The following is a 12,498-nucleotide window of genomic DNA, read 5'->3' on the forward strand; positions in this document are numbered from 1 at the left end:
CGATTTTAAATTTGGGGTTGGGCGAAGAATTTTCGGGGGGTCAATTCTATAGGATTTAATTGCAGCTTCAACCTGTCTGAACCGCTGTTGAGTTGAAAAGTTCGCACCCAAACTTGATCGCCTCTGTCAAAAACTTTTGAATATCCAAACTTAGATCGTAACAAATATTAGTCGCCCCGAGAGATTAATTTTTTTAAAGTTAGAGATAGCTCGATTTAATTTTCTGACATCTGCTGGCACTGAAACGCTTATTATTCAATATTTGCGGTGACTTGTCAACTCAAAAGCCGGGATTTAATGATCAAAATTTTAAAATAAAATCTTTAAACCTATAGTATATTTGTATAAATTTAAAGTTTCTATAAGCAAATCTTAAAATTTTATTAAAAATTTAAAAACCTTCGAGTTAATAAGAGTTAACTTTTCGTCAATTTCTCGCCGAATCGAAAAGAGCTTCATCCTAGATGACAAGAGGGATTCAAGGGTTTTCCGGGTGAATTTTGATTTCGGATCGAATCCTTAAAGATTGACCCGATCATCAAAAATATTTCTTTTGATAGTTTTCAAATTCTGTGGTTGAATGAAAGATGTCTTCTGGTTTGCTGCTGTCAACTCACTTCTAAAAACCCGGTTGGGAAGCCAAGCTCAAACTCAGAAATTTGACCAGATGGCGGTAGCACAAAACTGGAAACCTCAAATATTCTTCTTGAGTAACCACTCAAAATTTAGCAAGGCTTCTTCTTCCCGTACAGAAAGAAAGCATAACTACAAAAATAGCAATGCAAACTGAATACAAAGCACGTTCTCAACAACAAGACTACGGTTCTGACCCCATTGCGGTTCGGGACACCGCTCACTATCAGCGTGAATATATTCAGGATTTTGTGGGTAAATGGGATCAACTGATCAGTTGGGAAGCCCGAGCAAAAAGTGAGGGTAATTTCTTTATTGATATTCTCAAAGAACATGGCGCTCGTAAAATTCTAGACGTCGCCACGGGAACAGGATTTCATTCCATTCGTTTGCGGGAAGCTGGCTTTGAAGTCGTCAGTGCAGATGGAAGTCCAGAAATGCTTTCCAGAGCCTTTGAAAATGGTCGCGATCATGGATTAATTTTACGCACCGTTCAAGCCGACTGGCGTTGGCTTAATCGCGATATTCATGGTAAATTTGACGCGGTTATTTGTCTGGGAAATTCTTTTACTCATCTGTTTTCTGAACGCGATCGCCGAAAAGCCTTAGCGGAATTTTATGCGGCTTTGCGCCACGATGGTCTACTTATTTTAGATCAGCGCAATTATGATGGAATCCTCGATAGCGGCTTTTCTTCCAAGCATATTTATTACTACTGCGGAGAAAATGTTAAAGCCGAACCCGAACACGTTGATGAAGGTTTAGCTCGTTTTCGTTACGAGTTCCCCGACAAATCCGTTTTTCACTTAAATATGTATCCTTTGCGGAAAGATTACACCCGTAAACTGATGCAAGATGTGGGTTTTCAACGGATTAAAACCTACGGCGATTTTCAAGAAACCTATCACCAAGATGACCCGGATTTCTTCATTCATGTTGCTGAGAAGCGATACGAAAGTGAAGAACAAGGACAAAAGAAAATGACCTATTCCAACACGGTGGATACCGCTCGCAACTATTACAATAGTGATAGTGCAGATGCTTTTTATGCCAGCATTTGGGGTGGAGAAGATATCCACGTTGGCATTTACAAAAGCGAAGATGAACCCGTATTTGAGGCGAGTCGCCGCACTGTTGAACAGATTGCTTCTCGCCTGAAACTGAATGAAAATAGCCGAGTTTTAGATATCGGTTCGGGTTATGGCGGCGCCGCTCGTTATCTTGTTAATAAATTTGGCTGTCATGTCACTTGTTTGAATCTCAGCGAAGTTCAAAACGAACGCAATCGTTTGTTAAACCGAGAACAAGGTTTAAGCTCAAAAATTGATGTTGTTGATGGTAGTTTTGAAGATATTCCTTTAGATGATATTAGCTTTGATGTCGTCTGGTCTCAAGATGCCATTTTACACAGTGGAAATCGCTCTTTAGTTCTCAAAGAAGTTTATCGGGTTCTTAAGTCCGGTGGACAGTTTATTTTCACCGATCCCATGCAAAGCGATGACTGTCCCGAAAATGTACTTCAACCCGTTTACGATCGCATTCATTTAGACTCTTTGGGTTCAATGGGATTCTATCGCCAAGTCGCAAAATCAACCGGCTTTCAGGAAGTTGAAATTGCCAATCTTTCTGAACAGTTGGTCAATCATTACAGTCGGATTCTCAAGGCGGTTGATGAAAATTATCAAGAAGCTTTAGAAACCTGCGGCGAAGACTATATTGAACGCATGAAACAGGGTTTAAATCATTGGATCGAATCTGGAAAGAAAGGCTATCTCACCTGGGGAATTTTGCATTTTCGGAAAAAATAATCTTCCGAAATTTCTCTCGGTAAGCCCGTAAAACGTCAGCCCAGGCTTTTATCGCCTGGGAACGGTTAACTTGTTTTTAAAGCCGATTAGACACCGGACAACTGTAGGATAACTGTTCTTACGGTTGTTTTTTTACGCAGTCAATAGGGAATAGGCAATAGGTAATAATAGGTAATAGGCAATAGCCGACACCGGGGCGGGTTTATATCAGTTGTTGGTGGGAAAGTATCAATCAATTCATATCATGTCCGACTAATTAATAATCCTAAACGTAGGGGCGGGTTCTGTATTCATGTTGACGACTACTCCGAGATTGACATAAACCCGCCCCGCCCCATAACACACATTAATCAACCGGATATCATATCAGAACCCGCCCCTAGCCTTGATCATATCATAAGTTAAAATCGGCTTAATTAAAATTCATAAGTTACCTCTAAAATCTCCGTATATTCAAACTCATTCGGGCTGTGTTTAACCAAAGGATAACGAACCCCGCCCAACTCAATAAAGTCTTCATCACAATCGGTTTTTGGGGAATTATAAGACAAAATATATTCTTTTCCAATCCGTTTTTCCATCTCTTGGGCGACTTCTCCCCGCCATTGAGTTTTCGTGACTAAAACAATTAATTGATTGGCAAGTTGAGGAATAATTTTGGCAATTTGACGGCGATAAATTTCATCCAAACTGCCAAACGGAGAATCCATTACAATCGGAAAAGTGCTACTATCCGGACCCATCAGGGTATTTTTTTGACTCCATTCTCGCACCCCTTCAATAATTCCGCCAATAAAAGATAGGCTGAGAATTTGATTTTCTCCCGTAGAAGCGGCGACTTCGGCTTCATCTCCGGCTGTGGTTTCAACCAATCTTAATTCATATTTATCCGTTAGTTTGGGGAGATAAGGTGTAAAAGAAATTTGACTAAAAATATGTTGAACTCGATCTTCTAATTGCGACCGAAATTGTTGATCTAATCGATCTTTGATTTGAGTTAAACGGCTAATTGCATCTTGGGTTTTTTCAATCCGTCTCTGGGCTAAGACTTGTTTCATCTCGTTCATTTTTTGTTTGTCAATCTGTTTTTCTAATTGACTCACCGAATTATTAGCCGTCTCAATTTGTTGTTGATTTGAACCCGTTTCCCGGTTGAGATTATTAATCTTAGTTTCCACTTCATCCAAACGTTTTTGGAGTTGCTGAATATCTTCATCTGGGAAATTTCTCAGCTTCTTTTTCACATCATCCAGTTGGGTTTCTATCCGCGATAATTCGGTTCGATTTTGGTTTAAGTTGGCTTGCTGTTGATCGACTTTTTGCCAAAATTCGGGAACTCGTTTTTCAATTTCATCGACTTGGCTACTCATCCGAATAGCAGTTTCTTCGATATCTGCAACTCCGGCTTTTCCCAACCAACTTTCGACTTTTTCCCGGTTGGGGGTTCCGGGGATTAATTCACTCCCGCAAATACAATTATTTTGATGGAGTAAATCTCGAATAAATTGTTGTGTAATTCCCGTTTGAAGTTCTCCGCTTTCTCTCAACTGTTGAAATTTTTCTCGGAATTTAAGAATAGATTCAGAGAGGAAAACCGTATAACCTCGGGTCGAAATTTCTCGGCGAATGGTTTGATTGGCTTGTTGAAGTTGTTCTCGAATTAATTTGGCTTGTTGTTCGAGTTCATCCCGGAGTTTTTGCAGTTCTCCGGCGCCTTTTAAATCTAACAAACGACTGCTGAGGGTTCTTTTTAATTCATTTTGATGTTCTAATTCTTGTTCGATTTCCGCTTGACGTTTAATCAGGCGTTCTTTTTCTTGTTCGGCTTTTTTCTTATCTTTTATATATTTTTTCGTTTCCGCATCTCCAATTAAACTGAGATCGGTTTCTAAAGACTTTCTCGCTTCTCCCAAATGTTTGATCGCCCGATTTAAAACTTCTACGCCTAATAATTCTTTGGTTGCTTCAGCGATTTCGGCTTTTTTATCATCCCTAACAATTTGTTCAATTCGTTCGCCATCAAAGAAAAAATATTGATGTAAACTGAGCGGTAAAATCCGATTAATAATATCATCAGGATGTTGGGGAGGAATCGTCCAGCGTCCATCATCTCCGGCGACTTGCATATACAATGCACTGGGAGATTGTTCGATATCTTTATTGTTTTTATAGGCGCGACAAACCCGTTTAACTTGGTAGCGTTTGTTGTCATGTTGAAAGACAATTTCCACCCAACACAATACGGGTTTTCCGGGTTCGGATTCCGTGATTGCTCTTTTATTGACCAAATATTCAGAAGCCGCAAACGCCGCACTAAATTTATCGTACAATACCCAGGTAAAAGCATTCATCAATGTGGTTTTTCCCGCCCCATTATTGCCGTGAATAACGGTACTATTTCGTTCTCCCGAAGCCAAAACAATTTCTGGAGTTTGACCGTAGAATTGGCGAAAATTGCACAGACGAATCGAAATCAGTTTCATTGCACCACTTCCTTAATAATTTTGAGGATATCATCATTAATATTGCGGGGATTTTTCATATAGAGTTTATCCCGTTCCGCTTGCAAAACTCTTTCTATTATTTCTTTGACTTCGGGAGACGCATCGGCTAAGGGGTCTTGAAGATTGTTTGAGTCGCTTTCGGTTTGATAAGAAGACTTTTTTTCGGAAAAAACATTAGATATTGTCCGAATTAAACTTTCAGAATATTGTAAACTCATGTTATTGATTAAAATTTTATCTAAATCTTACTGTATCACAGTTGGGATTGTGTTTAAATCATTTTAACCGATCTTGTCGCCCAATCAAAGATCTAACAAATCATATCGCTTTTGTAACTGTAATAATTGCATTCTCGCCTCCCCCGCATTGTCGGCTAAATCGGCAAATTCTAAAAACCGTTTTAACTCTTTTCTCAACAAATTTCGTTCAACTTGTAAAGTATCTCGCCCCAAATCGGGCGGAAGTACAATCATATCAAATAAAGTTGCTCGTTCTTTGTGGGGATGAGGGCGCAAAATTCGCCCCCGACGTTGAACAAATTGACGGGGATTGCTACTACTGGCGAGAATAACTGCATTTTGAATCGCCGGAATATCAACGCCTTCATCCAAACAACGAATCGCCACCAACCCCTGTAATTCTCCACTTTCAAACTGACGACGAAGCTTTTCTCGTTCAATTAAAGGCGTTTGGGCGGTATAAGTATTCACCCGATAACCGAGTTGAGTTCCCAATAATTTTACCGTTGCTTCTAACTGACGAGTCGATGAAAATTCGCTGTTATCCATACTCCCATCGCCGCAATAAAACAAGGTGTGAGTCGTCTGCAAACGATTTTGCATTAACTGACGCAACGCCTGAATTTTATTAGCAGCCGAACCAATTAATCGCGCCCTTTGGATTAATAAAGCCGTAATTGTTTCATTATTTTCGATTTTTTCTTCATCCATCAACGCCCAACCAATTCGAGTCGTTAACCGGGAATAGGCGCGACTTTCGGCTTCGGTTAATTCGACCAAAATTGGATAATATAAATAGTGAACCAAAGCCCCCTGACGAATCGCATCGGCGAGGGTTAATTCCGGTTGCAAAACCGACCCAAAATAGGTTAGAATAGAATCAGTTCCTTCCTCATCATAATGACGTTCGGGTGTGGCGGATAGCCCCAAACGCAGCCCAATATTTCGGGGTAAACTTTCTTCCAAACGGGGCGAACCCAAGTTGTGAACTTCATCGCCAATAATTAACGTTTTTTCGGGAAAATACCGGAGTTGAGACTGAAACCCCTCCGAAATCAAGGTCGCATTGGTGGTAATAACCGTTAAAAACGGTTGAAAACCCGAACCAATATTATAGAGTTGGGCGGAAAGTTGACGTTGCCAGTTGTGAACGCTTTCAAACGCCAATAACGGTTTTAAGCCAAATTTTTCCGCCTCTCTCGCCCACTGCGTCACCAGATGACAGTAGGGACAAATTACCAATAAAACCTGTAGGTTTATCTTTTGGTAAAGTTCGGTTGCAATTGCTAAAGCGGTAATGGTTTTACCACTTCCGGTTGCCATTTTTAAGGTTCCCCGTCCTCGGTTAGCAAACCAACTTTGAACGGCTTTTTTCTGATAAGATCTCAGTTGAATCGATAATGGAAATCTCGGAACTCCGAATAAGGAAGTTTCCTCTAATGGTAGATTCACCGCTTGATAAAGGTCGCCAAAACAGCGAAAATAGAGAATAGGGAATTATTAAAAAAAGACCGGATGTGTTATCTTGATTTGACAAAGGGTTTTATTGGAGTTTTCAACCCCTAAATTAGATGAGCAGAAAAAGGAATTTTATTGAGATTCCCAATCCGGACAAGTCTCATCTTCTACGCCCGAAGGGTGCATTCCACAAACGAGCAAATTCCCCCCGTAAACATGACCGTGATAATGTTGACAACCCCGACAAGCCACATTTTGAGTAGAATTCGGGTGAACGTAGGTGACAAAGGGTTCAAACTCAGTCTCGTCAAATTCTAAGTCTAAATCTAAGTAAATATCAAGAATCGGTTCAACAATTTCATTGAAGTATTCTTCCAACTCGGGAAAAATTTTATTGTGAACTTCTTCGGTAATTTCTTCAGAAAACTTGGTCAGTTCATCAACCATTTGATCCCAGTCTCTAGTTAAATCTGTGAACAACTTTTCGACTTCGTAAACTGCCAATCCGACTGCTTCAAAAAAGCCTTTTGACCAATCTTCCATCAGATCTGCCGCCTGTGTGTTAACGATAATTCAGACAAAGCCGCCCAGAATAGGCTTCATCTGGAAATCCAGTATAACACTGCCTTCTATCTTGATCGGTCAGATTTTACTCTCGCTTAAGACGACGCAATTCTTCTCGTAAGTTTTCGACTTGTTGACGCAATTGTTCGGCGGAGTCGGCGGACTGAGGCTCGTCTTCTTCACCATCAATAATCTCAATTTGGCGGGGTTCCGGCGGATTTTTGGTCGGGGTTTTGGTTTGAGGGGGTTGTTGTTGAGCTTGCTTGAGGGTATCTTCTACAAAACGACGGGCTTCTTCTGCGGTCATCTCGCCCCGCTTGACCAGTTCATCGGCGAGCTTTTGAGCTTCGGTTCGCAACTCGGCCATGTTTTTAGCCGCTTTCTCGCCCGCATAAGCAGCCAAACCGACCCCCAAGTAAACAGCTTTCTGGACGAGATCTCCTAAACCTCGCTGCATAATGCCTCCTATCCTCCTATCTGCCTACAGACAAAAGTGACCCGGAGACTACGCCTACCAAGAGCATCCCGTGTTGCTGCTACCTTCCGGTCCTGACAAGATTTGGGCGTCTTGATCGCGTAGATCCGAGCCACTTATAAAGTTAACACAAATTTTTAATTTATTCAACCACAACACACCATTCGTGTAGTTCATAGGTGACGCAGTGATTTTGGATCAAAGGGTCTTGCTCAACGAGCGCCTCGGCCTCGGCCAGCGAAGCCGCCTCAAAGAGAAGCATTCCTCCGCCTCGTTTCCCCCAGTAACCGGTTTTGGCTTTGTGTCCTTTGTCGATTAAATCTTTGACGTAGGCTACATGAGCCGGAACATACCGATCAAAGACTGGTTTTTCGACAATTCCTTTTTCAATCTTAACAAACCAGGGCATTTGTGTTCACAATAAATAGAGGTTCCAAATTAATTATCCAATGTTTCCGAACTGCTACTGTTGAGATAGATACAGCTTTTGCACTCTCGGGTTGAGACGGGTCAGAAACAGTCTACTTTCTGTAGTTTACTTCCCATTTTAAACCAATCATTTTTGACTCGAGAAAATCTTCACAATCTTTCAATCTTGGCTGTTAGTCTTCCAACGTCTTCACCGTCAAAACTTGAGGCGGTGACGCATCTGGAGGGTAGAGAAAATCAAATTCAACCCGCCTGTGTTGTTGCGGTTCAATTTCTAACTTAACCAAAGGTTCCCCCTGTTGTCCTCGTTTTTGAACTAAATGAACATATCGCATTTGACGCTTTCCCCGATCATCAATATAGCGAAATCTAACCGTTCCCCGAAAAAAAGTCTGGGGCGCAGTCGGTTCTAAAAATCTTAATCCCTTTTCAGATAACTCATCTTCTTTCAAAGGCGTTTGTACCGTTAAAACCACCGTTTGAGTTTGATTAGTCGGATTATAAAGCGGCAAATCTAAACTGTATTGAACCCCATAATTTCCGTGCGCTTGATAAGCCGTATCGGGATAGCGCACTAACATTTCAGCGCTTTGATTTTGATTCGTTCCTAATAATCCTTTCGGTAGCGTACTCATTCCATAAGAAAACGCCCCGCCCGGTTCGGGAATTGTCAAACGAGAACCCCCCGCATTATCAACTAATTTGGCATTCCAAACCGAACCTCTAGACACTCCTGCAACCCGTCCGTAAATAATCTGACTTGTTTCTGTATTTGGAGGCGTTGGAGGACGGTCCCGAGGCGTCGATAATTTTCCCATTTTTAACAAATTTTTCCATTCAGATAGCGAAGGCGAAAATTCGTTTCCATTGCGTCCACTGCGGGCATATTTTGCCAAACTCGCAACATAAACCTCTCCGCTACTTTCCAAACGCATATAGGTTGAACGACCATTTAAAGGCGGTTCTAAACCTCTAACCGGAATCGGCACATTCAATAACATTCGGCTTTCTTCAGGCGGAATTACAATTTGTTTTGGAAAAATATCCTGTCTTTTTCCCCTTAAAATATCGCTCATCACCCGACCACCCGGACCCGCATAAATATTTCCATTTGAATTATCAACAACCGGCGGAACTTCAATAAACGGCGCATCCGGCTGACTCAAATAACTCGCCCCTTCTAAAACCTTCACCGTCACCGGTTTATCATTGGGATTATGAACTAAAATCCCCAAATAAAGCGTTCGTAAATCTCCCGGTTCTTGCGGTTTCGCCACATGATGAGCAAACAGATCAAACCGTCCTTTAAAGGCAAAATTCAAATGCGCTTCAGGATTATTTTTACCCTCGGGTGGAAAGGTTGACAATAAAATTCCTTCTGATAAAATAAGTTCGGGACTGTTGCTATTAAAAACCGGAATATTATCTAACTCACCCGGCAACGGACGAACCTCTTGGGGTCGAACAATTTCTGTAGCGGGAGGTTGAGCTTGGCCGAAAAAAATAGACGTTAACAAAAGAGATAAGATCATCTTGGAAATCAGAAAAACTGATAACAGTTTAGACCGTTCATTTTATCAAAAAGTTTCAGTTTTAGGCGTTCAAGAAAAGTTTATCCTTCAACCCTCTACTTTTCTAAATTCTTAGAGCTAACAAACCGACATGATATCACTTCAGACCTGACAACACCCGTCTTTTGTTGACAAAAATCTGCTAAACTTTTGAGACAGCGATCGCGATCGATAGCCGAAGCCCATGCAACAGTCCATCCGTTCAAAAGACTTTTCGTGGCCCTGGTGGCCAGCAGCACCGCTATATCCCTACGGACAGCGGCGAACCCTGCGGCGAGAAGTCATCAAAGACACCTTATGGACCTTCGATCAACTTCAGGGCATTCTGTACGTGGTTGTTCCCATTCGGATGAGCGTGGTTAAACTCGAAGGCGGTGGCTTGCTCATTTACGCCCCCGTCGCCCCGACGCCCGAATGTATTCGTTTGCTGCGCGAATTAGTCGCCGAACATGGGGATGTCAAATATATTATTTTACCGACAATTTCCGGGATAGAACACAAAGTTTTTGTCGGCCCGTTTGCGCGTCAGTTTCCCCAGGCTGAAGTTTTTGTCGCTCCGAGTCAATGGAGTTTTCCGGTAAATTTACCTTTAAGTTGGTTGGGTTTACCCGCAAAACGCACCCATATTTTACCTGAAGATAGCAGCCAAGCGCCCTTTAGCGATCAGTTCGATTATGCCACATTGGGGCCGATTTATTTGGGGCCGGGACGGTTTTCAGAAGTTGTATTTTTTGATCGGCGATCGCGTACATTATTAGTAACCGATATTGTAGTTTCTGTTCCCGAACGTCCCCCCGAAATTTTACAACTCGATCCCTATCCGTTGCTATTTCACGCCCGAGATAACGCTTTTGAAGATATCATTGATAACGAAACCAACCGTTTGAAAGGATGGCAGCGCATTTGTTTATTTTCCTTTTATTTTCGCCCGAATTCGCTGGATACCGTTCCCTTTCCGAAGGCAATTAAAGAAGCGCCGAAAGCACCAGACCGTTCCTCAAAAAACTATTTTGGTCTATTTCCGTTTCGATGGAAACAGGGCTGGAAACAATCCTTTCAAGCGTTATCGCAAGAAAAACGGCTGTTAGTCGCCCCGATTTTACAAACCCTAATTCTCAATCGCGCCCCGGTAGAAACGTTAATTTGGGCTGACTGGGTAGCCAACTGGCAATTTGAAAGAATTGTAGCTTGTCATTTTGACTCGCCTATTGTTGCCAAACCCGACGAATTTAGAGAAGCGTTTTCTTTTCTGCAAAAACGACTCAACGGCGATAATTTAGAAAAGAATAAAACTTCTTATTTACCCGAAGAAGACTTGGAACTCCTCAGAGAAATCGATAAAAATCTGACCAAACTGAGAATCGTTCCTCCCAGTGTTGAACAGGTTTAAACCGCTAACACCTGAGTTCCTTTTTCCGTTTCCAATCTATCACCAATTTGTTCACCATATAATTATATGATCAGAATTGTGAATTATGAATTGTGACCCTTGTTCCTTGTCCCCTGTTCCTTACACCCTCAAGAACTCAACATACATATTACCAGCTATTTGTCAACTCTAGCCCACAAGGTAAGATTCGCGCATCCTCAAAATTCGTGCGATTGCAGGTCGAGATCAGCGTCAAGATTTCAAGACTTTTTACGATTTTATGGGGTTTTAGGGCTACAAAATTCTATCAAGGTATACGTCCCCCTTGACTATTAGAATACCATAAAGCCTGAAACAACGCAATCTCGTTGCTTATTGCGAATAATTTTCAGCCAAAATTCCCTAAATTTGAGAGTTGTGATTAAAATTTTAAAACTATAAAACATTTAAGATTATATAAGCTTATATTTAATCTCTTCATTCATAATTTATAATTCAGAAGTCTGATCACCACAAGAACCCCATTCATCATTCATCGTATAAAGTTCTATTGACGGAAATAACTATATAATTTGCGATCGCACATAAGCTAAAATATAAAATTAAAGGATAGAGAAAATCTCTACCCTTTTTTTATTGATAACAGTCAGTTGAATTAAACTGGAGTGAAGTCTAACTAATTAAAAAAACGATACACCTGACGGAAGACTACGCGATCGCATAAAAACCATCCCCAAATTGATTCCCACTGATTGTATAATCGGAATAGAGTTGATTAGAACCTGATGAAAACTGAACAGATGCGCGATCAGATAAAAGCATACGCCGAAAAACTATCACCCGATCAGGTTAAATTGGCTTATGAATTCTTAGCAAAGTTGGCAGAGGATGAAAGCGAAGTCGCAACCAACGAATTACTCGCTATTCCTGGCTTGATGAACGCTTTAGAAGAAGCTGACCGCGATATTGTTGAGGGAAATTTAACAGATTGGCGAGAAGTTCGCAACGATGTATAGAGTTCTTTTGACCCAGAAAGCAAAGAAGTTTTATACCTCAGCAAATCGTCCTTTGGCTCAAAAAATTCCCGATGCTTGGAAGTGTTAGAACAAACGCCGCGAAATCATCCGAACATTAAACCACTGAAAGGAAATCTTGCAGGTCGTTATCGCTATCGCATCGGCGACTATCGTGTAATTTATCAAATTGATGATGAAAACAATCAGGTCATTGTTAGTTTAATTATTCATCGTCGTGATGCTTATGAATAAACTGAGAATGTTGCTTTCAGGGTTCGGGTGTATTTTTCATTTCTAAATATCTTCTGGATTAATCCCTTGCGATCGCAATAATTAAGCGAACCGTTCGCCTGGTTGACGTTCCTGTAAGGTTCTATCGAATTCTGGCAGTTGGGTGCGATCGCCAATAGATTAAAATGACATAATTTCAGA

The 12,498-nt window shown here is 41.2% G+C and carries 11 protein-coding genes and 1 other RNA gene; 4 read left to right on the plus strand and 8 right to left on the minus strand.

Translation table 11 applies throughout. The annotated features are described in order from the left end of the window. Window positions 1-779 precede the first annotated feature (779 nt). Window positions 780-2,441: a methyltransferase domain-containing protein gene (locus tag ACL6C3_RS03985; RefSeq protein WP_413165550.1), complete on the plus strand. Its 1,662-nt coding sequence runs from the start codon at window positions 780-782 to the stop codon at window positions 2,439-2,441. Between the two features lie 416 nt (window positions 2,442-2,857). Here ACL6C3_RS03985 and ACL6C3_RS03990 read toward each other — a convergent pair whose 3' ends face one another. From ACL6C3_RS03990 to ACL6C3_RS04025, 8 genes are all read right to left on the minus strand, one after another. Further along, entirely contained in the window at window positions 2,858-4,924 is a 2,067-nt protein-coding gene (locus ACL6C3_RS03990) for an AAA family ATPase (protein ID WP_413165552.1), read from the minus strand. Further along, window positions 4,921-5,163: a hypothetical protein gene (locus ACL6C3_RS03995; RefSeq protein ID WP_413165554.1), complete on the minus strand. Its 243-nt coding sequence runs from the start codon at window positions 5,161-5,163 to the stop codon at window positions 4,921-4,923. Before ACL6C3_RS03995 ends, ACL6C3_RS03990 begins: the two co-directional genes overlap by 4 nt. 84 nt (window positions 5,164-5,247) lie before the next feature. Continuing rightward, the gene (locus ACL6C3_RS04000) at window positions 5,248-6,636 is read right to left on the minus strand and encodes a DNA phosphorothioation system restriction enzyme (protein ID WP_413165555.1); all 1,389 of its coding nucleotides are present in this window, start codon (window positions 6,634-6,636) and stop codon (window positions 5,248-5,250) included. Window positions 6,637-6,774: 138 nt separating this feature from the next. Continuing rightward, the gene (locus ACL6C3_RS04005; protein ID WP_413165557.1) at window positions 6,775-7,185 is read right to left on the minus strand and encodes a hypothetical protein; all 411 of its coding nucleotides are present in this window, start codon (window positions 7,183-7,185) and stop codon (window positions 6,775-6,777) included. A gap of 106 nt (window positions 7,186-7,291) precedes the next feature. After that, the gene (locus ACL6C3_RS04010; RefSeq protein WP_413165559.1) at window positions 7,292-7,663 is read right to left on the minus strand and encodes a phasin family protein; all 372 of its coding nucleotides are present in this window, start codon (window positions 7,661-7,663) and stop codon (window positions 7,292-7,294) included. A 35-nt stretch (window positions 7,664-7,698) separates the two neighbouring features. Beyond that, an RNA gene (gene ffs, locus ACL6C3_RS04015) (signal recognition particle sRNA small type) lies at window positions 7,699-7,795 on the minus strand. 28 nt (window positions 7,796-7,823) lie between these two features. Further along, entirely contained in the window at window positions 7,824-8,090 is a 267-nt protein-coding gene (locus ACL6C3_RS04020; RefSeq protein ID WP_413165560.1) for a YciI family protein, read from the minus strand. A 193-nt stretch (window positions 8,091-8,283) separates the two neighbouring features. Then, window positions 8,284-9,642, minus strand: a complete 1,359-nt coding sequence (locus ACL6C3_RS04025; RefSeq protein ID WP_413165562.1) for a DUF3370 domain-containing protein — start codon at window positions 9,640-9,642, stop codon at window positions 8,284-8,286. 223 nt (window positions 9,643-9,865) lie between these two features. On the opposite strand from ACL6C3_RS04025, the gene ACL6C3_RS04030 reads away from it, so the two are divergent. From ACL6C3_RS04030 to ACL6C3_RS04040, 3 genes are all read left to right on the plus strand, one after another. Further along, window positions 9,866-11,071 carry a DUF4336 domain-containing protein gene (locus ACL6C3_RS04030; RefSeq protein ID WP_413165564.1) on the plus strand — a complete coding sequence of 402 codons (1,206 nt, stop codon included), beginning with the start codon at window positions 9,866-9,868 and terminating at the stop codon, window positions 11,069-11,071. A gap of 764 nt (window positions 11,072-11,835) precedes the next feature. Beyond that, on the plus strand, window positions 11,836-12,066 hold the full coding sequence (locus ACL6C3_RS04035) for a hypothetical protein (protein ID WP_323221116.1): 231 nt from the start codon (window positions 11,836-11,838) through the stop codon (window positions 12,064-12,066). 81 nt (window positions 12,067-12,147) lie between these two features. Then, window positions 12,148-12,318, plus strand: a complete 171-nt coding sequence (locus ACL6C3_RS04040) for a type II toxin-antitoxin system RelE family toxin (protein WP_413165565.1) — start codon at window positions 12,148-12,150, stop codon at window positions 12,316-12,318. Window positions 12,319-12,498 lie beyond the last annotated feature (180 nt).

It is taken from the genome of Capilliphycus salinus ALCB114379, from assembly GCF_047276495.1.
Taxonomy (GTDB): Bacteria; Cyanobacteriota; Cyanobacteriia; order Cyanobacteriales; family Microcoleaceae; genus Capilliphycus; species Capilliphycus salinus.

What these genes read in the sequence shown, in the direction of transcription:
- ACL6C3_RS04030 (WP_413165564.1), top strand. Translation starts at nt 9,866, where the DNA reads ATGCAACAGTCCATCCGTTCAAAAGACTTTTCGTGGCCCTGGTGGCCA.
- ACL6C3_RS03985 (WP_413165550.1), top strand. Translation starts at nt 780, where the DNA reads ATGCAAACTGAATACAAAGCACGTTCTCAACAACAAGACTACGGTTCT.
- ACL6C3_RS03990 (WP_413165552.1), bottom strand. Translation starts at nt 4,924, where the DNA reads ATGAAACTGATTTCGATTCGTCTGTGCAATTTTCGCCAATTCTACGGT.
- ACL6C3_RS04020 (WP_413165560.1), bottom strand. Translation starts at nt 8,090, where the DNA reads ATGCCCTGGTTTGTTAAGATTGAAAAAGGAATTGTCGAAAAACCAGTC.
- ACL6C3_RS04005 (WP_413165557.1), bottom strand. Translation starts at nt 7,185, where the DNA reads ATGGAAGATTGGTCAAAAGGCTTTTTTGAAGCAGTCGGATTGGCAGTT.
- ACL6C3_RS03995 (WP_413165554.1), bottom strand. Translation starts at nt 5,163, where the DNA reads ATGAGTTTACAATATTCTGAAAGTTTAATTCGGACAATATCTAATGTT.
- ACL6C3_RS04035 (WP_323221116.1), top strand. Translation starts at nt 11,836, where the DNA reads ATGAAAACTGAACAGATGCGCGATCAGATAAAAGCATACGCCGAAAAA.
- ACL6C3_RS04010 (WP_413165559.1), bottom strand. Translation starts at nt 7,663, where the DNA reads ATGCAGCGAGGTTTAGGAGATCTCGTCCAGAAAGCTGTTTACTTGGGG.
- ACL6C3_RS04025 (WP_413165562.1), bottom strand. Translation starts at nt 9,642, where the DNA reads ATGATCTTATCTCTTTTGTTAACGTCTATTTTTTTCGGCCAAGCTCAA.